This is a genomic window from Stenotrophomonas sp. 115C5, assembly GCF_056861055.1.
In genome coordinates this window covers 263,574-283,534 of sequence record NZ_JBSPUQ010000001.1, presented here as the reverse complement: position 1 = coordinate 283,534, position 19,961 = coordinate 263,574, and the positions used below count along the sequence as shown (strand labels likewise).

Genomic DNA, 19,961 nt, shown 5'->3' with positions numbered 1-19,961 from the left:
ATGTTGCCGCGCAGCATATCCCATCCGGGTGTCCCGCAGGTTAAGTTGGCTGAAAATAATGAATCCGGATTCACATCCGTTCCAGCGCGGCCGCATCGCCTGCCAGGGCGGGGCCGAGCCAGCAGTGCGACCCTACCGGCTGCAGGCCGTGCCGGGCCAGCGTGCGGCGGTACCAGCGTGCCGGTCGGGCCTGGAAGCCGTCATGGTCGCCCTCGAACGCGTCCTCGGCGGCGAAGGTCTCCAGGAAGGCCACGCCGCCGGTCAGCTCCGCCACGCCGGCCAGGCCGGCACGCAGCTCGCGGTCGGGCACGTAGTGCATCACGTCCGAACACACCAGCAGGTCGACCGGGGCGCAGGGTCGCAGCCAGGCGAAGTCGCCGAAGCGGGCCAGGTGCAGGTTGCGGGTCCTGCCGTAGCGGCGCACAGCGTACTCGCTGCTGTCGAAGCCGAGGTATTCGACCTTCGGACGCAGCTTCAGCAGCGGCGCGCGCCAGGCGCCTTCGCCGCAGCCGATATCCAGCACGCTGCGGATCGGCCGCTCCAGGTAGTACTCGGCGCTGGCCACGGCCAACGCGACCTTGCGCGCCAGGCGGGCGCTGCCGCCGATGTCGGCACGGCGGTACCAGCGTTGGAAGTAGGCGGCGTCGTAAGTCTTGTCCATGGGGCGGTGCGCGATCGGGGAAAACGGCGCCTATCGTACGGTGTTGCGGCGCGCCATGCGTCGATGTGTCGCGGCGAGCGTGCCTGCGGCGGCTTCGCCACGGCATGCGAGAATGGCCGCCAACCTACGCCAGCCGCCGGAGCGAGCGCATGCAGAGCTACTACTTGGTCAAGACCTTCCACATCGTGTTCGTGGTGGCGTGGATGGCCACGGTGTTCTACCTGCCGCGCATTCTGGTGAACCTGGCCGAGACTGCAGGCCAGCCGGCGGTGACCGAGCGCCTGCAGCTGATGGGCCTGCGCCTGTACCGCTTTGGCCACTCGATGTTCGGGCTGGCATTCCTGCTCGGCCTGGTGCTGTGGCTGGGCTACAAGGTCATCCCCGATTTCCCGACCATGGTCGCGCCCGGTGGCGCCGGCTGGCTGCATGCCAAGCTGGGGCTGGTGGTGCTGCTGCTGGTGTACTTCAGCTGGATCGGCCGCCTGCTCAAGGGCGTGGGCAAGGGCAGGGCGCTGCCGTCGTCGCGCACGCTGCGCTGGATCAACGAGATCCCGTTGCTGGCCTTCATTCCGATCGTGTGGCTGGTGCTGGCCAAGCCGTTCTGAAATGGTCCGGCAGATCCACGCCATGCGTGGGTGCCGTCAACGCGCAAATGAAAGAGCCGGGCATCTGCCCGGCTCTTTCGTTTCTACGAGCACCTGCATGTTGCCGGCCAGCGGCCGGCACTACCGGTCTTATGCGGCTTCGTACGTGCCGTAGCTGCGCAGGCGCTTGTAGCGCTGTTCCAGCAGCTGTTCGGTGGACAGCTTGTCCAGCGCGTCCAGTTCGTTCAGTAGCACGGCCTTCAGGCGCTTGGCCATCTGGGTCGGGTTGCGGTGGGCGCCGCCGGTGGGCTCGCGCACGACCTTGTCGACCAGGCCCAGGCTCTTCAGGCGCGGGGCGGTCAGGCCCAGCTGTTCGGCCGCGTCCTTGGCCTTGCCGGCATCCTTCCACAGGATCGAGGCGCAGCCTTCCGGGGTGATGGTCGAGTACACCGAGTATTCCAGCATCACGGTGCGGTCGCCCACGCCCAGCGCCAGCGCGCCGCCGGAGCCGCCTTCTCCGATCACGGTGCAGATGATCGGCACCTTCAGTTCGGCCATCTCGATCAGGTTGCGCGCGATCGCTTCGGACTGGCCGCGCGATTCGGCGTCGATGCCCGGCCAGGCGCCGGCGGTGTCGATCAGGGTCAGCACCGGCAGGCCGAAACGCTCGGCCATCTTCATCAGGCGCAGGGCCTTGCGGTAGCCCTCCGGCTTGGGCATGCCGAAGTTGCGCTTGATCTTTTCCTTGGTGTCACGGCCCTTCTGGTGGCCGATCACCATCACCGCACGGCCGTTGATGCGGGCCAGGCCACCCATGATCGCCTTGTCGTCGGCGAAGGCACGGTCGCCGGCCAGCTCCTGGAACTCGTCGAACATGACGCGGAGGTAGTCGGCGGTATACGGGCGCGACGGATGACGGGCCAGCTGCAGCACCTGCCACGAGGTCAGGTTGCGGAAGATCTGCGCGGTGCGCATGCGCAGCTTGTCCTGCAGCGCGTGCACTTCCGCCTCGACATTGACCGCCGGCCCGGCACTGGCGTTGCGCAGTTCCTGGATCTTGGCTTCCAGGTCGGCGATGGGTTGCTCGAAGTCGAGGTAGTTCGGATTCATCGGAAGCCGTCGTGTAAAGAAGAGGGGAATTCTAGCCGAATGCGTGCAAACCACCCGTACGCCTTCGTCTGGAAGGCGACGGTAGCGCAGCCGGGCAGGGCGCGCCAGTCAGCTCAGGGCACCACCAGGGCGCTGCGGCCCATCAGCTGGCTGCGCTGGGAAACGAAGTCGTTGTAGGCCTCGTTGGCCTCCCGGCCCAGCCCGCTGCCCAGGGTGGCGGTGGCCGAGGTGAAGGCCATCTGCGCGGCGAAGTCCTGCTTGCGCAGGGCCTTCTGTTCATCGGCGGTGGTTGCCTTCAGCCAGTGCGCATAGACCTCGCGCAGCGGCGCGGCATGCGCCTCGAAGGCCGGTACCAGCGCCGGCAGGCTGGCCGGGGCCGGTTCCAGGCGGTAGGTCGGGGCCACGTAGCCGGCCGGTTGCTCACGCTTGAACGCGCCGGGCTCGTCCATGCCTTCCTCGACGTAGGCGATGAAGTCGGGGGCAGTGAACACCTTGGCGACGATCTGGCCGCCGCTGGCATCGACGTGGGCCACCACCTTTTCCTTCGGGAAGGGCTCGCGCACGTCGTAGGTCCAGGTCTTGTCGATGAACAGTTCGTGGTGCTTCTCGAACGGGCCTTCGAAGTCGACCCCACCAAGCTCGATGCCCGCCTTGCCGGTGCCGAAGTTCTTCAGCTTGCTCTCGTCGGTGACGTAGATCTCGCGGGCGACCACGTACTCGCTCAGGGTCGGGTTGATCAGTCCGCCGCGGCCATCGACGTAGACGATGAAGCGCACGTCGCCCAGTTTGTCGGTGTGCAGGCGGTGCTCACCGACGGCAAGCGAGATCGGGCGCGAACCCTGTGCGGCCACCGGCAGGTCCTTGCCATCGATGCTCAGCGCCAGCGGCGTGTCGGTCGGGTTGTCGATCTGGAACTCGATCTTCGACGGCGAGCAGGCGGCCAGGGCCAGAGCGGCGGCAAACGGGAACAGCAGGGTCTTCATCGGCAATCGTCCTTGATACTTGGAACGGGGAAACAGGGGGGGCAGGAAAACCAGGGAGCCAGCCTCAGCTGGCCCACGGTGGGCTGTAGCGCACTTTCAGCGTGCGCACGGCCGGGTCGGCGCGCAGCGCCTCCATCAGCTTGGAATCAATGCGTACCGCGCTTTGCCCGGACACATCAAGCATGCCGGCGATGCCACCCTGCGGACCCTTCAGCAGCAGGTCCAGGCGCAGTGGCGTGCGCCCCGGGCGATGGCGGTCGAGCAGGGCATCGATGCGCTCCCAGACCGGGCGCTGCTGGCGCAGGTCCAGGCGCAGCGACAACCGCGTGGCGTAGTTGGCGCAGACCTCGTCGAAGTCCCAGCACTGGCGGATGCGCAGCGCGTAGCCGCCGTTGAACTCGTCCTCGCGCAGGCCGCCTTTGACCACCAGGATGCGGTCCTTGGTCATCAGGTGACCGAACTCGGCCATCGCGTCGGAGAACGCGCTGCACTCGACGCGGCCGCGGCCGTCTTCGAGCTGGATGAAGATCTGGCTCTCGCCCTTGCGGCGCACGCCAACCACCTGGCCGGCCAGTACGGTCTGTACTTCCGGGCGCCAGCGCTTCTCGCCGCCACCACCACCACCGCTGTTGGCGCTCCAGATCTTCTCCACCGAACCCAGGTCGTTGCCTACCAGATCGCGCACATCGTCGCGCCAGGGATCGAACGGGTGGCCGCTGAGGTAGAAACCGAGCGTGTCGCGCTCGCCGTTGAGGCGCTGCAGCAACGGCCATTCTTCGGCTTCGGGCAGGTCCAGCTGAATCGACACGGTGCTCGGGTCGGGCCCGCCAAACAGCGAGTTCTGCCCGGACGCACGCTCGCGCGCCATCTGATCAGTGGCCTTGATCACTTCCGGCAACTGCAGCATCAGGGAGGCACGGTTGCGACCGAGCTCATCCAGCGCACCACAGTTGATCATCGCTTCCAGCGTGCGCCGGTTGAGCTTGGCCGAGCCGACGCGGGTGCAGAAGTCGAGCAGGTCCTTGTAGTCGCCACCCTTCAGGCGCTCGTCCACCACCGCTTCGCAGGCACCCTGGCCGACGCCCTTGATCGCGCCCAGGCCGTACTGGATGGTGTCCGGGGTGACGGCTTCGAACATGAAGGCGGAGTGGTTCACCTTCGGCGGCAGCACGGTCAGGCCGAGGTTGCGCACCTCGTCCAGGAAGCCGACCACCTTCTCGGTGTTGTCCAGGTCCGAGGACAGCGTGGCCGCCATGAACTCGGCCGGGTAATGGCGCTTCAGCCACGCGGTCTGGTAGCTGACCAGCGCATAGGCGGCGGCGTGCGACTTGTTGAAGCCGTAGCCGGCGAACTTCTCCATCAGGTCGAAGATCGCATCGGCTTTGGCCTCGTCGACGCCGTCCTTGGCCGCGCCTTCGCGGAAGATCTCGCGGTGCTTGGCCATTTCGGCCGGCACCTTCTTGCCCATCGCGCGGCGCAGCAGGTCGGCGCCGCCCAGCGAGTAGCCGCCGACGATCTGCGCCATCTGCATCACCTGCTCCTGGTACACCATGATGCCGTAGGTGTCCTTCAGGATCGCTTCGGTGCGCGGATCGGGATAGATGATTTCTTCCTGGCCGTGCTTGCGCGCGTTGAACGAAGGAATCAGGTCCATCGGGCCAGGGCGGTACAGCGACACCAGCGCGATCAGGTCTTCGAAACGGTCGGGGCGCGCGTCCTTCAGCAGGCGGCGCATGCCCGAGGATTCGAACTGGAATACCGCGCCGGTGTTGCCGTTGGCGAAGATGTCCTTGTAGGTGGGCGTGTCGTCGAGCGGAATCGCGGCGATGTCCACCGGCGGGATGCCGGCGCGCTCGTGGCGCTTGTTGATCGCCTTCACCGCCCAGTCGATGATGGTCAGCGTGCGCAGGCCGAGGAAGTCGAACTTCACCAGGCCCACTTCTTCCACGTCGTTCTTGTCGAACTGGGTGACCGGGTTCTTGCCCAGCCCGTTCTCGTCGTGTTCGGCGTACAGCGGGCAGAACTCACTCAGCGGCTCGGGCCCGATCACCACGCCACCGGCATGCTTGCCGGCGTTGCGGGTCAGGTCTTCCAGCTGCAGCGCCAGGTCGATCAGGTCGCGGACATCGTCCTCGGTCTCGTAGCGCTGGATCAGTTCGGCCGAGGCCATTTCCGAGCTGGGGCCTTCCTTGCCCTTGCCCAGTGCATCCTTCAGGTGGATGCCGAGGATGTTCGGGATCAGCTTGGAAACACCATCGACCAGGCCGTACGGGAAGCCCAGCACGCGGCCGGAGTCGCGCACCACCGCCTTGGCGGCCATGGTGCCGTAAGTGATGATCTGGCTGACGCGCTCGCGCCCGTACTTGCGCGCGACGTAGTCGATCACCTCGTCGCGGCGGTCCATGCAGAAGTCGATGTCGAAGTCGGGCATCGACACGCGTTCCGGATTCAGGAAGCGCTCGAACAGCAGGTTGTACGGCAACGGGTCCAGATCGGTGATCTTCAGCGCCCAGGCCACCAGCGAACCGGCACCCGAACCACGGCCGGGGCCGATCGGGATGCCCTGGTTCTTGCCCCACTGGATGAAGTCGGCCACGATCAGGAAGTAGCCCGGGAAGCCCATCTTGATGATGGTGTTGAGCTCGAACTCCAGGCGCTCGAAGTACTCTTCGCGGGTCTTGCCCGGGGCCAGCGGATTCTTCTCCAGGCGCTCTTCCAGGCCATCGCGCGACATCTTCTGGATCCAGGTGTCCAGGGTCTCGTCGTCCGGCACCGGATAGTTGGGCAGGAAGTAGGTGCCCAGCCGCATCTCGATGTTGCAGCGCTCGGCCAGCGCCAGCGTGTTGTCGATCGCATCGGGGATGTCGGCGAACAGCGCGCACATTTCCTCGGCCGACTTCAGGTACTGCTGGTCGCTGTACTCGCGCGGGCGCTTGGGGTCGTCCAGCACACGGCCGGTGGAAATGCACACGCGCGCTTCGTGCGCGCTGAAGTCCGACGGCGACAGGAAGCGCACGTCGTTGCTGGCCACCACCGGCAGGCCACGCTGGCCGGCGGCCATCAGCGCGAACTGGTTGAAGGTTTCCTCGCCTTCGCGGCCGGTGCGGGTCAGCTCCAGGTGCAGGCCATCGCCGAACACGCGCTGCCAGTCGGCCAGCTGCTGCTCGGCCAGTTCATGCTTGCCGTCCAGCGCCAGGCGCCCGGCCAGGCTCTGCCGCCCGGCCAATGCGAACAGGTTGGCGTTGCCTGCCTTCAGCCAGTCCGGGTGCACGGCCACGCCGCCCTCGGGGCGATGGCCTTCCATCCAGGCGCGGGTCAGCAGCCGCGACAGGCTCAGGTAGCCTTCGCGATCGCGGCACAGCAGGGTCATCCGCCACGGGTCCTGGCCTTCCTCGGCAATCAGCACGTCGGCGCCGGCGATCGGCTTGATGCCCACGCCTTCGGCGGCCTTGTAGAACTTGACCAGGGCGAACAGGTTGTTGAGGTCGGTCACTGCCAGCGCGGGCAGGCCGAGCTCGACCGAACGCGACAGCAGGTTGGCCTGCTTGGCCTTCTTCGGGTCCGCCTGGTCCGGTTTGGCCGGCACACGGATGGTGGAGTCCGCCAGCGAGAACTCGGTGTGGACGTGGAGATGTACGAAGCGGGAGTTGGACATGCCGGACCAGGTTGGAGCGCGCGGGCCCCGGGTGCCGACGGGGAAATCGTCGCCGGGGTCGGGAAGCGCTGGAGTGCCCGGTCAGGGTAGCGAGGGCGGGGAGGCGCGACAAGCTCTTGACATGCCCGGAGGACGACCGGGTTCAGGCGTGCGGGAGGCCGTTTCCTGTAGAGCCGAGCCCACGCTCGGCTGCTGCGGAAAGCCGAGCATGGGCTCGGCTCTACAAGGTCAACCGAGGCACTCGCGCACCGGGGCGAAGCTGCGCCGGTGCTCCATGCAGGGGCCGTGCTCGCGCAGGGCGGCCAGGTGGGCCGGGGTGCCGTAGCCCTTGTGTTGCTCGAAGCCGTACTGCGGGTGGCGGGCATGCACGTCCAGCATGTAACGGTCGCGCGAGACCTTGGCCAGGATCGATGCGGCCATGATCGCGCGGTCGATGCCATCGCCGCCGATCAGCGCCTGCGCCGGCAGTACCAGGCCCTTGGGCACCACGTTGCCGTCGATGCGCGCGAAGCCGGCCACGTGGGCGACCGCGGCGACGACATCGCGCATGCCCTGCAGGGTGGCCTGGTAGATGTTCAGGCGGTCGATGGTGTCCACGTCCACCAGCACCACGTGCCAGGCAAGGGCGCGCTCGATGATGCGGTCATGCAGCTGCTCGCGGCGCGCCGCAGTGAGCTGCTTGGAATCGTCCAGGCCGTTGATGCGTGGCCGCGCCGGGTCGAACACCACCGCCGCCACCGCCACCGGCCCGGCGAGCGGACCACGGCCTGCCTCATCGACGCCGGCAACCAGGCGTTCCGGCTCGATTACCGCGCTGCCATCGAACAGGGCCAGGCTGGCCGCTGCGGCGTGGCGGCGGCTCATGCCTGGGCCTGGTCGCGCATCAGCAGCTCGCCGACGGCGTCGGCGGCACGTGCCGAAGCATTGCGGCGCAGGCGCTCATGCAGGCGGGCATAGGTGCCCTGCAGGTCGGTCACCCGCTGTGGGTGGTCGAACCACTGCTGGATGGCCGCGGCCAGCTTGTCCGGCGTGCAGTCGTGCTGCATCAGTTCCGGTGCCAGGTCCTGCCCGGCCAGGATGTTGGGCAGGGCGAAGCGGTCGACCTTGATCAGGCCGAATGCCTTGACCAGACGATAGGTCAGTTCGTTGACACGGTAGCCGACCACCATCGGCCGCTTCACCAGCATCGCCTCCAGGGTCGCGGTACCGGACGCCAGCACCACCACGTCGGCGGCGATCATGGCGTTGCGGGCCTGACCGTCGAGTACATGCGAGTACGCGACCGGCAGCGCCGAGCGCGACAGCTGCTCTTCGATCAGCCGCTTGCATGCGGGGTTGGCGGCAGGCACCACCACGTGCAGGCCGGGGATGCGCTCGGAGACCTGCCAGGCGGCTTCGAAGAACGGCTCGCCCAGGCGCGAGATTTCGCCCAGGCGGCTGCCCGGCAGCACCGCCAGCACCTTGGCCGAAGTCGGCAGGCCAAGCGCGGCGCGCGCTTCCTCGCGGTTGCCCTGCAGCGGAATGTCGTCGGCCATCGGATGGCCGACGAAGCGCGCGTCGATGCCGTGCTTGGCATAGATGGGCGGTTCCATCGGGAACAGGCACAGCACCAGGTCGGCGCTGCTGCCGATCTTCTCGGCACGCTTCTCACGCCAGGCCCAGACCGAGGGGCTGACGTAATGCACGGTGCGCACGCCACGCTGCTTCAGCCAGCGCTCGATGCCCAGGTTGAAGTCGGGGGCGTCGATGCCGATGAACACGTCCGGCTGCCAGTCCAGCGCACGCTGGCGGAACGCCGAGCGCAGCTTCAGCAGGCGCGGCAGATGGCGCAGCACTTCGGTCAGGCCCATCACCGCCAGCTCGCTGGCATCGTGCCAGGTCTGGCAGCCGGCGCTGCGCATGGCGTCGCCTCCGATGCCGGCGAACTCGGCATTCGGGAAGCGCGCTTTGAGTTCGCGAACCAGGCCCGCACCGAGCAGATCGCCAGAGGCCTCACCGGCCACCAGGGCGATCCGCAACGGGCGCTCGCTGAGCACCCGTTGCGCGGGGACGCTGCCGGTCATCGAGGCCAGCGGAATCACGGCGGCGCCGGCCGGCGCCTGGCCGGTCGTGCTGCTCATCGCAGCAAGGGCCTCTCGGCGTGCTCGATGAAGTCCAGCATGGCCTTCACGTCATCGCTGTCACGCGCCTGTTCGGTCAGCTGCACCTTGGCTTCGGCCAGCGGCAGGCCCGCCACGTACAGGGTGCGGTAGGCACGCTTGATGGCGGAAATGCGCTCGGCATCGAAACCGCGGCGCTTCAGGCCTTCGCTGTTGATGCCGCGCGGGCGGCCCAGCGAATCGGTGCCGACCATGGTGAACGGCGGAACGTCGCCATTGGTCAGCGCCCCCATGCCGAGGAAGGCATGCGCGCCGATCCGGCAGAACTGGTGGGCACCGGCGAAGCCGCTGATGATCACGTAGTCGCCCACGGTCACGTGGCCGGCCAGGGTGGTGTTGTTGGAGAACACGCAGAAGTTGCCGACATGGCAGTCATGCGCCACGTGCGTGTAGGCCAGCATCCAGTTGTCGTTGCCGATGGTGGTGATGCCGCCGCCGCCGCCGGTGCCACGGTTCAGTGTGACGAACTCGCGGAACACATTGCGGTCGCCGATCACCAGCTCGGTGCGCTCCCCTGCATACTTCTTGTCCTGCGGTTCGCCACCGACCGCTGCGTGGCCGATGAAGCGGTTGTCGCGGCCGATCTTCGTCGGGCCGTGGATGCTGCAGTGGGGGCCGACCACCGTGCCGGCACCGATTTCCACATCGGCGCCGATCAGGGTGAACGCGCCCACCTGGACGTCATCGGCCAGGCGCGCGGCCGGGTCGATGACGGCGGTCGGGTGGATCCGCGGTGCGTTGTCAGTCATTCCTGCCTCCAGTGGATCAGCCCTTGGCGCCGGCACACATGACTTCGGCCGAGGCAACGACTTCACCGTTGACCTTGGCTTCGCCGTAGTACCAGCCCATGTTGCGGATCAGGCGCTTCATCTGCACGTCCAGCATCAGCACATCGCCGGGAACGACCTGCTTGTTGAAGCGGGCGTTTTCCACCTTGACCATGTAGAACAGCTTGGACTGCGAGTCACGGCCGAGCGTGAGCTGGGTCATCACGCCACCGGCCTGCGCCAGCGCTTCGATGATCAGCACGCCGGGCATGATCGGGCGGCCCGGGAAGTGACCCTGGAAGAACGGCTCGTTGATGCTGACGTTCTTCTGCGCAAGGATGCGCTTGGCCTCGATGTCGAGCTCAAGCACCCGGTCCACCAGCAGGAACGGGTAGCGGTGCGGGAGCAGTTCCTGGATCTGGCAGACGTCGATCGGAAGCTGCAGCGTGTCGTTCATTCTTTCTCCTTGCCAGCAGCCAGGACGCGGCGAGCCAATGCGTCCAGCTGCTTGAAGCGCGCGGCGTTCTTGCGCCACGTGCGGTTGTCGGTCAACGGGGTGCCGGACGAGTACTCGCCCGGCTCATGGATGGAATTGCGGACCACCGACTTGCCGGTGATCACGACCTTGTCGCAGATCTCGAGGTGGCCGACCACGCCGACGTGGCCGCCGAGCAGGCAGTAGCGGCCGATCTTGGCACTGCCGGCGATGCCGGTGCAGCCGGCGATGGCCGAGTGCGCGCCGATCTGCACGTTGTGCGCGATCTGCACCAGGTTGTCCAGGCGCACGTCTTCGTCCAGCACGGTGTCTTCCAGCGCGCCACGGTCGACGCAGGTGTTGGCGCCGATTTCGCAATCGTCGCCGATGCGCACGCCGCCGAGCTGCGGCACCTTGATCCACTTGCCGGCGTCCATCGCCAGGCCGAAGCCATCGGCGCCGAGTACGGCGCCGGGATGCACGCGAACGCGCTTGCCGAGCTTGACCCGGGTGACCAGGGTGACCCGCGCGATCAGCTCGCAGCCGTTGTCCAGGCTGCAGTCTTCGCCGATCACGCTGCCAGTGCCGATGATGCAGTTCTCACCAACCACGCTGCGCGCGCCGATGGAGACGAACGGGCCGATATGGGCGCTGGCGGCGACCTGGGCGCTGGGATCGATGACGGCGCTGGGGTGGATGCCCGGCGGGCGCGTCGGCGCAATGTCGAACAGCGCGGCGATCTTGGCGAAGGTGGTGTACGGGTCCTTGGCCACGAGCGCGGCGCCGGGGGCGGCCTCGGCGTCGTCGGCACGCAGGACCACCAGCGAGGCCTGGCTGTCGGCCAGCTGGGCGCGGTAGCGTGGATTGGCGAGGAAGGTCAGCTGGCCAGGTCCGGCATGGGCGAGGGTAGCCACGCCATGGATGGCGGTGGCGGGGTCGCCATGGACCTGCAGGCCGAACTGCTCGGCGAGTTGCTGGGCGGTGTAAGTGGGAGTATTCACGGCGGGAGTTTAACGTGTGACGCCATTGCGGTCATGCGGGGCGGTTCTGCGGCCAACGGCGGGGCCCCTCGTGGCTGGCAGAGTCAGGCCCGTGGGCTGGGTCGGACGGGTGGGGCCCGCGAGGGACGGCGCAAGTACGTCCATGTAGCCTTGGTCGCCGCATCCATGCGGCTCACACCCTCGCAGGCCCCACCCATCCGCCCTCCGACGGCGTGGCGCGAGTGCCAGCCACGGAAAAACAGGAAAGATCAAAAGCGGAGCGCTCGCTTCCGCCAGCCCTTCTAAACGAAAACGCCGGGCAATGCCCGGCGATTCGAGACCCGTCTGGTGGAGAGCCCCCCTTCTGTTAAGGGGGGCGCGCCAGTGGCGCGGGGGATAGGAGGTAGGTCGGGACCCGCTGCTTGCGCAGCAAGCCGCGGCGCACCTTCGGTGGTCAGTTCTTAGAACTGGCCACCGAAGGTGAATTGCAGCCGTTCGATCTTGTCATCGTCTTCCTTCTTCAGCGGGAAGGCGTAGCTGATCGAGATCGGGCCGACCGGGGCGCGCCACAGCAGGGCCACACCGGTGGACACGCGCAGTTCGTTGGCCTTGAAGTTCTTGGTGCCGTTGTAGACGTTGCCGAAGTCGACGAAGGCCGATACACGTGCCGACGGGCTGTCGAACAGGCGCGGGAAGTAGGCTTCGACCGAACCGACGGTCTTCAGCGAACCACCCAGCGGCTGGCCTTCCGGATAGCCGTTGGTGACTTCGCGCGGGCCGAGGGTGTTGTCTTCGAAGCCACGCACAGAGTTGGTACCGCCGGCGTAGAAGTTCTCGAAGAACGGCAGGCCGCTGGCGGTCACCGTACGGGTGGTGCCGTCCGGGTTGGTCAGCGTGCGGGTGTAGTCGTTGCCATAGGCATCGCCGTAGCCCACTTCGGCACGGGTGTTGATCACCAGCGACGGCATGATCGGCCAGTACTTGCTGATCTGGTAGTTCAGCTTGTAGTACTCGATGGTCGAACCCGGCAGCGTGGTTTCCAGGCCGATGCGCTGGTAGGTACCGCGGGTCGGCATGAAGTAGTCGTTGCGCGAGTCACGCGCCCAGCCCAGCTCGGTGCGCCAGGCATGGAACGTGCGCTTACCGACGGCGTTGATGTAGTCGATGATCGACTGCGGGGTCGAGCCCTGGTAGGTGGTGATCTGGTTGCTGTCGATGCCGAACATCAGCGAGACGGTATCGGTCTCGGTGATCGGCACGCCGAACACCACCTGCGCCGAACCATTGGTGCTGTTGTACTGCGCGGTGTTGAAGTCGGAGTAGTCCAGCTCGCGCCAGGACAGGTTGTAGCCCAGCGACACGCCGTCATCGGTGAAGTACGGGTTGGTGTAGCTGAAGCCGTAGCGCTGCAGGTAGCTGCTGCGCGAGGCTTCGACCGACACGCGGTTGCCGCCGCCGAGGAAGTTGTTCTGCGACAGCTGCACCGAGGTGGTCATGCCGTAGGACTGCGAGTAGCCCAGGCCGAACACGAAGCTGCCGGACGTGGTTTCCTTGACGTTGTAGACGACGTCGACCTGGTCGTTGCTGCCGCTGACGGCCGGGGTTTCCACGTCCACCGACTCGAAGTAGCCCAGGCGCTGCAGGCGGATCTTGGAGCGGTCGATCGCGGCCTGCGAGTACCAGCTGTTCTCGAACTGGCGCATTTCGCGACGCATCACTTCGTCGGACGTACGCGTGTTGCCACGGAACAGGATGCGACGCACCGACACGCGCGGGCCGGGCACGACCTGCATGTTGATCGCCACGGTCTGCTCGGGGCGGTTGGTGGTCGGGATCGGGTTCACCTTGGCGAACGCGTAGCCGATGTTCGACAGCGAGTTGGTGATGGTGTCCGAGCTGAATTCCAGCAGCGCACGCGAGAACGTGTCGCCGGACTTCTGGATCACCATGCGCTCGACATCCTCCTGCGGGAGGATCGTGTCGCCGCTGACCTTGATCTCGGAGATCTTGTACTGCGCACCTTCGGTCACGCCGGCGGTGAGGAACATGTCGCGCTTGTCGGGGCTGATCGACACCTGGGTCGAATCAATGCTGAAGTCGACATAGCCGCGGTCGAGGTACCAGGAATTGAGCTTTTCCAGGTCGCCGGACAGCTTTTCCTTGGAGTACTGGTCGTCACGGCGGTACCACGACGCCCAGTTGTGCTCCTTGGACTCCCAGGTCTCCAGGATGTCCTTGCTCTCGAACTTCTCGGTGCCGACCAGGTTGACGTGACGGATCTTGGCCGCCTTGCCTTCCTTGATGGCGATCGCGATGTCCACGCGGTTGCGGTCCAGCGGGCTCACCGTCGGGGTGATCTCGACGTTGTACTTGCCGCGGTCGTTGTACTGGCGGCGCAGTTCCTGGGTCACGCGGTCCAGGCTCAGGCGATCGAAGGTGCCGCCCTCGGTCAGGCCGATGTCGGACAGGCCCTTGAGCAGCTGCTCGGACTTGATGTCCTTGTTGCCGGTCACGGTCAGCTTGTTGATCGCCGGGCGTTCCTTGACGGTCACCACCAGGATGCTGCCCTGGCGGTCCAGCTGCACGTCTTCGAAGAAGCCGGTCTTGTACAGGGCGCGGATAGTCTCGCCGACCTTGTTGTCGGTGACCGTCTCGCCACGCTCCACCGGCAGGTAGGTGAATACCGTGCCCGAGCTGATGCGCTGCAGGCCATCCACGCGGATGTCGCTGACAGTGAAGGGCTCGGCTGCCTGGGCCAGGGCGGGAGCGCCGGTGACGGCGGCGAGGGCGAGGGCCAGCAGGCGGCGATTGGGGAGTCGCGTCATGTCACGTCCGGTAGGAAGGTCGATTTCGTTGGTGCGGGATGCCGACGCTGTAGACGGCAACAACATGGAAAAGTTCATCGCGGGACCAGGCCGAGGATGTCGTTGTAGAACGCCAACCCCATCAGCCCGGCCAGCAACGCCAGGCCGATGTACTGGCCGGCGGCGATGGCACGCTCGCTCAGCGGGCTGCCCTTGACCAACTCGATAAGGTAATACAGCAGGTGGCCGCCGTCCAAGATCGGGATCGGCAACAGGTTGATGATGCACAGGCTGAGTGACAGCAGGGCAAGGAACTGCAGGAACCAGTCCAGGCCGCGTTTGGCTGAAACATTGGCCACGCGGGCGATGGTCACTGGCCCGGAAACGTTCTGCAGCGAGGCTTTGCCGGTGACGATGCGGCCCATCATGCCCAGCGAATCGGCCGCCAGGCGGCCTGTTTCGCGCACGGCCACGGTGACCGCGTCGAGCGGGCCATAGCGCAGCAGGGTGTCATAGGGCGGGCTGAACGAGGTCGGGAACTGCACGCCGATCTGCCAGATCGGCTCGCCCTTGGAATCCTTGCCCTGGCGCGGGGTGACTTCCAGCGCCAGGCGTTCGCCGCCCCGCAGGACCTCGATCATGCCCGGGCCGCCAGCGCGGCCCAGCGTCTGGATCTCGCCGATGACCTGGTCGGCACCGTCGATGCGCTGGCCGTCGATCGCCACGATCAGATCGCCCGGCTGCAGCTGCCCGGCCACCACGGAGTCCGCGGTGAGCGAATCGACCCGTGCCGGTTGCAGCCACGACTGCCAGTACAGGCCAGCCAGGATCGGCACGCGTCGTTCATCGAAACCGGAGGGCAGCTGCGACAGCGGCAGGGTGCGCACGCGCACCTGATCGGCCGGGTCCAGCACTTCCAGCTTCACGTCGCGGCGGTCCATCGCTGCGGCGGTCAGCGCCATGCTGGCCTCGCCGAGGGTGACCACCGGGCGCTCGTCCACGCGCAGCACGCGGTCGCCGCTGGTCAGGCCGGCGCTGGCGGCGATGCCGCTGACACGGCCGATGGTCGGCGAATAATCCTGCTTGCCGATCACGAACATCGCCCACAGCAGCAGGATGCACAGCAGCAGGTTGGCGATCGGTCCGGCGGCGACGATGGCGATGCGCTGCCAGACGGTCTTGTGGTTGAAGGCCTGGCCGCGCTCGTGCGGGTGGACTTCGACTTCGCGTTCGTCGAGGAATTTCACATAACCGCCCAGCGGGATGGCGGCGATAGCGAATTCGGTACCGTGCTTGTCCCGGCGCGACCACAGCGGCCGGCCGAAGCCGACCGAGAAGCGCAGGATCTTGACCCCGCACAGGCGCCCGACCCAGTAATGCCCGAACTCGTGGAACGTGACCAGCAGCCCGAGGCTGACAATCATCCACCAGACCGATCCGATGAAGTCAGTCATGCAGGCTCACAGTGGCGGGCAGGGGCGGCGGCGTCATGCTGGGCGAGGCGGTCGTTCAGGCGGCGTCGATGGCGTTCAGGGTCAGCTGGCGTGCCCGCTGGTCGGCGGACAACAGGACCTCCAGTGTATCGGCTCGCTGGGTCGGCAGTGTTGAAAGAGCGTTAGCAACCAGCTCCGGGATGGTCAGGAACCCGATCCGGCCCTGAAGAAACGCTGAAACGGCCTCTTCATTGGCAGCATTCAGCACCGCCGGCGCGGTGCCACCGGCCTGCATCGCCTGCCAGGCAAGGGCCAGGCAGGGGAAGGCATCGGTATCGGGGGCCTCGAAATCCAGCCGGCCCTGGGCCAGCAGGTCCAGCCCGGCCACGCCCGATTCGATGCGTTGTGGCCAGCCCAGGCCAACGGCCAGGGTGGTGCGCATGTCCGGCAGGCCCATCTGCGCCAGGGTCGAACCGTCCACGAACTCGACCAGCGAGTGGACCAGGCTCTGCGGATGCACCAGCACTTCGATGCGCTCACCGGGGATGCCGAACAGGTGGTGGGCCTCGATCACTTCCAGGCCCTTGTTCATCAACGTCGCCGAATCGACCGAGATCTTCGGGCCCATCGACCATTTCGGGTGGGCCACGGCCTGGGCCGGGGTGACCTGGGCCAGCGCGGCCCGGCTGCGGCCGCGGAACGGGCCACCGGAGGCGGTCAGCAGGATCCGGCGCACACCGGCGCCGTCAGTGCTGGCGTCGCGCGAGCGCAGGCACTGGAAGATCGCGCTGTGTTCGCTGTCGATCGGAATGATCTCAGCGCCAGCGTGCTGGGCAGTGCGGGTCAGCAGCTCACCGGCCAGCACCAGCGATTCCTTGTTGGCCAGCAGGATGCGCTTGCCCGCGGCGGCCGCAGCCAGCGTGGAAGACAGCCCGGCCGCACCGACGATGGCGGCAACCACGGTGTCGCAGGCATCGCTGGCGGCCAGCTGGTCCAGCGCGGCATGGCCGGCATGCGCCTCGGTGGCCAGTCCGGCATCGCGCAGGCCGTCGCGCAGCTCGGCGAACAGCGATTCGTCGGCGATCACCGCGTGTACGGGCCTGTGCTGGCGGCACAGCGCAAGCAGCGCCTGCACCTGGCGGCCGGCGGCCAGCACGGTGGCCTGGTAGCGCTGCGGGTGGCGGGCGATCACGTCCAGCGTGGAGGCACCGATCGAGCCGGTGGCGCCGAACACGGCGACCCGGCGCAGGTCTGCGACAGCATTCATGGTCAGAACCCGAAGATTTCCTTGCCGAGTGCGAACACCGGCACTGCAGCCAGGACGCCGTCGACACGGTCGAGCACGCCGCCATGGCCCGGAATCAGGTGGCCCGAGTCCTTGGCGCCCGCGTGGCGCTTGATCAGGCTTTCGAACAGATCACCCAGCACCGAGGCGAACACGGCCACCACCGAGGTGATCAGCAGGCCCGGCAGGTGTGCGGCATCGATGCCGGCCAGCCAGCCCAGGCCGACGGCCACGGCGACACCGGCCAGCAGGCCGCCGAACAGGCCTTCCCAGGTCTTGTTCGGGCTGATGCGCGGGGCCAGCTTGTGCTTGCCGAAGTGACGGCCGGCGAAATAGGCGCCCGAATCGGCCGCCCAGACCAGCGCGAGGGCAGCCAGCAGCCACAGGTGGCCCTGCTTGCCCGGCGGATCGCCGCCAGCATGGATCAGCACCAGCGCGGCCCAGGCCGGAACGATGGCTAGTGTACCCGCCAGCATCTTCACGATGCGCGAGGGTGCAGACGGTTGCGCACCGAAATTGAAGAAGCGAAGCCAGACCAGCGCCGCCAACCACCAGGCGACACCGGCCAGCGTGGTTATCTGGAACAGCACCAGCGTGCTGCCATCGGCCCAGACCAGCAGCACCATCAGCAGCAGGTTCAGCACCAGCAGCACGGTGCGCGCCAGGGTGTCTTCGATGCCGGCCAGCTTCAGCCACTCCCACAGGCCGATCAGCAGCACCGCAGCGGCCGCCGCTGCCAGCCATTGGGTCGGCAGCAGCAGGATCGCGGCAATGGCGACCGGCGCCATGATCAGCGCGGCAAGGACTCGGGTCTTGGTCATGGGCTGGAAGTCTCGGTGGCCAGTGCGGCGATCTGGGCGCTGGTCAGGCCGAAACGGCGCTCACGGCTGCCATAGGCGTCCAGCGCCTGCTGCAGCAGAGCGGGATCGAAGTCCGGCCACAGCGCCTCGGTGAACCACAGCTCGGTGTACGCCAGCTGCCACAGCAGGAAGTTGCTGATGCGGGTGTCGCCACCGGTGCGGATGAACAGGTCCGGTGGCGGCAGGTCGGCCAGGGCGACCTGGCTGCCCAGCAGCGATTCGTCGATCTGTTCGGGCAGCAGGCGGCCGGCGGCGACCTCGGCGGCCAGTGCGCGCGCAGCACGGGCGATGTCCTGGCGGCCACCGTAGCTGGCGGCGATCGACAGGGTCAGGGTGGTGTTGTCCGCGGTGCGCTGCTCGGCCAGCTGCATGCGGCTGACCAGCCCGGCGCCGAAGCGTTCGCGCTCGCCGATGAAGCGCACGCGCACGCCACGCCGATGCAGCTCGTCCACTTCGCGGTCGAGCGCGCCGAGGAACAGCTTCATCAACGCATCGACTTCTTCCTGCGGCCGGCCCCAGTTTTCGCTGGAGAACGCGAACAGGGTCAGTGCCGGAATGCCCAGCTCAAGGCAGCGCTCGATGGTGCGGTTGACCGCACGCGCGCCGGCCCGGTGGCCGATCACGCGCGGACGACGGCGCTGCTGTGCCCAGCGCCCATTGCCATCCATGATGATGGCAATGTGGCGGGGCAGGGCGGCCGGCAATGGAGGCGGGACTGAAGGCATCGACTTCAGACCGACAGCAGTTCTTTTTCCTTGTCGGCAACGACCTTGTCGACGTCCTTGATGTTGGTGTCGGTCAACTTCTGGATGTCGTCTTCACCGCGCTTCTTCTCGTCTTCGCTGATCGCCTTGTCCTTGACCAGCTTGGCGATTTCCTTGTTCGCGTCCTGACGGATGTTGCGGATCGCGATCTTGGCGCCTTCGCCTTCCTTCTGCACCTGCTTGGCCAGCTCCTTGCGGCGCTCTTCGGTCGGCGGCGGCATGTTGATGCGGATCGCGGTGCCCAGGGTGTTCGGGGTGAACTCGGCGTTGTAGAGACCCTTTTCGATCTCCTTGATCATGCTCTTGTCGAACGGCGTGACCAGCAGCGAGTGGGCGTCGGCGTTGGAGATCGATGCGACCTGGTTCAGCGGGGTGCTGGCGTTGCCATAGGCGCTGACCGTGACGCGGTCCAGCAGGGCCGGGGTGGCGCGGCCGGTGCGGATCGAGGTGAGGGTGTGCTTCAGAGCGTCGATGCTCTTGGCCATGCGCGTCTGCGCGTTGTTCTTGATGTCGTTGAGCATCGCCCGGTCCTGGGTGTAACTGGAATCGGGCGATTATAGGCGAATACGGGACGCTGCCGGGCCTGAATCGGCCCGGAGCTCGCCTGGCGCTCAGGCTCAGGCCGGGTCGCGGCCCTGGACCAGGGTGCCGATGTTCTCGCCGCTGAGGATCTTCAGCAGCTCGCCCGGCTGGCCCATGTCGAACACGCGCATCGGCAGGTCGCTGTCGCGGGCCAGTGCGAAGGCCGCCGTATCCATCACTTCCAGGCCGCGGCGGATCACTTCGTCGTAGCTCAGGCTGTCGAAGCGGACCGCGTCGCTGTGCTTGTTCGGGTCCTTGTCGTACACGCCATCGACCTTGGTCGCCTTCAGCAGCAGGTCGGCACCGATCTCGATCGCACGCAGCGCGGCGCCGGAGTCGGTGGTGAAGAACGGGCTGCCGACGCCAGCGGCGAAAATCACCAGGCGCCCCTTTTCCAGGTGGCGGATGGCACGGCGGCGGATGTAGTCCTCGCATACGTCGTTGATCTTGATCGCGCTCATCACCCGGGCCTTGGCGCCCAGCTTCTCGAGGGCGTCCTGCATGGCCAGGGCGTTGATGACCGTGGCCAGCATGCCCATCTGGTCGCCGGTGACCCGGTCCATGCCGCCAGCGGCCAGGCCGGCGCCGCGGAAGATGTTGCCGCCGCCGATCACCAGCGCCACTTCGGCGCCTGCCTGCTGGGCTTCGATGACCTCACGGGCCAGGCGGTTGATGATCTTCGGGTCGATGCCGTAGTCCTCATCTCCCATCAGCGCCTCCCCGGATAGTTTCAGAAGGATGCGGCGATAGGCGAGCTTGGACATGGGGACCTCGGGTGCGTGGAAATCGCGGGCGATTCTACGCGCATGCGGCGTCGGGCCATAGTGTTTTGTGCACTGCGGCGCAAAATCCTGGCGTT

17 protein-coding genes are annotated in these 19,961 nt (G+C 66.9%); 1 reads left to right on the top strand and 16 read right to left on the bottom strand.

Annotation, left to right across the window (positions count from 1 at the left end; translation table 11 throughout):
- Nucleotides 1-70: 70 nt before the first annotated feature.
- On the bottom strand, nucleotides 71-661 hold the full coding sequence (locus AC13FN_RS01365; RefSeq protein WP_049440893.1) for a class I SAM-dependent DNA methyltransferase: 591 nt from the start codon (nucleotides 659-661) through the stop codon (nucleotides 71-73).
- A gap of 149 nt (nucleotides 662-810) precedes the next feature.
- Here AC13FN_RS01365 and AC13FN_RS01360 point away from each other — a divergent pair, with 149 nt between their 5' ends.
- A complete protein-coding gene (locus AC13FN_RS01360; RefSeq protein ID WP_482984286.1) occupies nucleotides 811-1,266 on the top strand; it encodes a CopD family protein in 456 nt (151 codons plus the stop codon).
- Between the two features lie 129 nt (nucleotides 1,267-1,395).
- Here the strand turns inward: AC13FN_RS01360 and AC13FN_RS01355 are convergent, their stop codons facing one another.
- The 15 genes from AC13FN_RS01355 to pyrH form a co-directional block, all read right to left on the bottom strand.
- A complete protein-coding gene (locus tag AC13FN_RS01355; protein WP_049433847.1) occupies nucleotides 1,396-2,355 on the bottom strand; it encodes an acetyl-CoA carboxylase carboxyltransferase subunit alpha in 960 nt (319 codons plus the stop codon).
- A 113-nt stretch (nucleotides 2,356-2,468) separates the two neighbouring features.
- Nucleotides 2,469-3,338 carry a hypothetical protein gene (locus AC13FN_RS01350; RefSeq protein ID WP_054171327.1) on the bottom strand — a complete coding sequence of 290 codons (870 nt, stop codon included), beginning with the start codon at nucleotides 3,336-3,338 and terminating at the stop codon, nucleotides 2,469-2,471.
- Nucleotides 3,339-3,402: 64 nt separating this feature from the next.
- On the bottom strand, nucleotides 3,403-6,993 hold the full coding sequence (dnaE, locus tag AC13FN_RS01345) for a DNA polymerase III subunit alpha (protein WP_197646192.1): 3,591 nt from the start codon (nucleotides 6,991-6,993) through the stop codon (nucleotides 3,403-3,405).
- Nucleotides 6,994-7,221: 228 nt separating this feature from the next.
- Nucleotides 7,222-7,857 (bottom strand): ribonuclease HII, encoded by a 636-nt coding sequence (locus AC13FN_RS01340; RefSeq protein ID WP_054171328.1) that lies wholly within the window; start codon nucleotides 7,855-7,857, stop codon nucleotides 7,222-7,224.
- Complete coding sequence (lpxB, locus tag AC13FN_RS01335) at nucleotides 7,854-9,113, bottom strand: lipid-A-disaccharide synthase (RefSeq protein WP_054171329.1); 1,260 nt, start codon at nucleotides 9,111-9,113, stop codon at nucleotides 7,854-7,856. The genes AC13FN_RS01340 and lpxB overlap by 4 nt, the downstream gene beginning before the upstream one ends.
- Entirely contained in the window at nucleotides 9,110-9,901 is a 792-nt protein-coding gene (lpxA, locus tag AC13FN_RS01330) for an acyl-ACP--UDP-N-acetylglucosamine O-acyltransferase (protein ID WP_049433842.1), read from the bottom strand. Before lpxA ends, lpxB begins: the two co-directional genes overlap by 4 nt.
- Nucleotides 9,902-9,917: 16 nt before the next feature.
- Nucleotides 9,918-10,376 carry a 3-hydroxyacyl-ACP dehydratase FabZ gene (gene fabZ / locus AC13FN_RS01325; RefSeq protein WP_008265823.1) on the bottom strand — a complete coding sequence of 153 codons (459 nt, stop codon included), beginning with the start codon at nucleotides 10,374-10,376 and terminating at the stop codon, nucleotides 9,918-9,920.
- The gene (lpxD, locus tag AC13FN_RS01320) at nucleotides 10,373-11,395 is read right to left on the bottom strand and encodes a UDP-3-O-(3-hydroxymyristoyl)glucosamine N-acyltransferase (protein ID WP_049433841.1); all 1,023 of its coding nucleotides are present in this window, start codon (nucleotides 11,393-11,395) and stop codon (nucleotides 10,373-10,375) included. Before lpxD ends, fabZ begins: the two co-directional genes overlap by 4 nt.
- Nucleotides 11,396-11,835: 440 nt before the next feature.
- Complete coding sequence (gene bamA / locus AC13FN_RS01315) at nucleotides 11,836-14,199, bottom strand: outer membrane protein assembly factor BamA (RefSeq protein WP_049436473.1); 2,364 nt, start codon at nucleotides 14,197-14,199, stop codon at nucleotides 11,836-11,838.
- Between the two features lie 74 nt (nucleotides 14,200-14,273).
- Entirely contained in the window at nucleotides 14,274-15,632 is a 1,359-nt protein-coding gene (rseP, locus tag AC13FN_RS01310) for an RIP metalloprotease RseP (protein WP_049436474.1), read from the bottom strand.
- A 55-nt stretch (nucleotides 15,633-15,687) separates the two neighbouring features.
- Nucleotides 15,688-16,878: a 1-deoxy-D-xylulose-5-phosphate reductoisomerase gene (locus AC13FN_RS01305; RefSeq protein ID WP_482984287.1), complete on the bottom strand. Its 1,191-nt coding sequence runs from the start codon at nucleotides 16,876-16,878 to the stop codon at nucleotides 15,688-15,690.
- A gap of 2 nt (nucleotides 16,879-16,880) precedes the next feature.
- The gene (locus AC13FN_RS01300; protein ID WP_439448826.1) at nucleotides 16,881-17,717 is read right to left on the bottom strand and encodes a phosphatidate cytidylyltransferase; all 837 of its coding nucleotides are present in this window, start codon (nucleotides 17,715-17,717) and stop codon (nucleotides 16,881-16,883) included.
- The gene (uppS, locus tag AC13FN_RS01295; RefSeq protein ID WP_032127943.1) at nucleotides 17,714-18,481 is read right to left on the bottom strand and encodes a polyprenyl diphosphate synthase; all 768 of its coding nucleotides are present in this window, start codon (nucleotides 18,479-18,481) and stop codon (nucleotides 17,714-17,716) included. The genes AC13FN_RS01300 and uppS overlap by 4 nt, the downstream gene beginning before the upstream one ends.
- Nucleotides 18,482-18,486: 5 nt before the next feature.
- Nucleotides 18,487-19,041 (bottom strand): ribosome recycling factor, encoded by a 555-nt coding sequence (gene frr / locus AC13FN_RS01290; protein ID WP_032127942.1) that lies wholly within the window; start codon nucleotides 19,039-19,041, stop codon nucleotides 18,487-18,489.
- Between the two features lie 96 nt (nucleotides 19,042-19,137).
- The gene (pyrH, locus tag AC13FN_RS01285) at nucleotides 19,138-19,866 is read right to left on the bottom strand and encodes a UMP kinase (protein WP_010486325.1); all 729 of its coding nucleotides are present in this window, start codon (nucleotides 19,864-19,866) and stop codon (nucleotides 19,138-19,140) included.
- Nucleotides 19,867-19,961 lie beyond the last annotated feature (95 nt).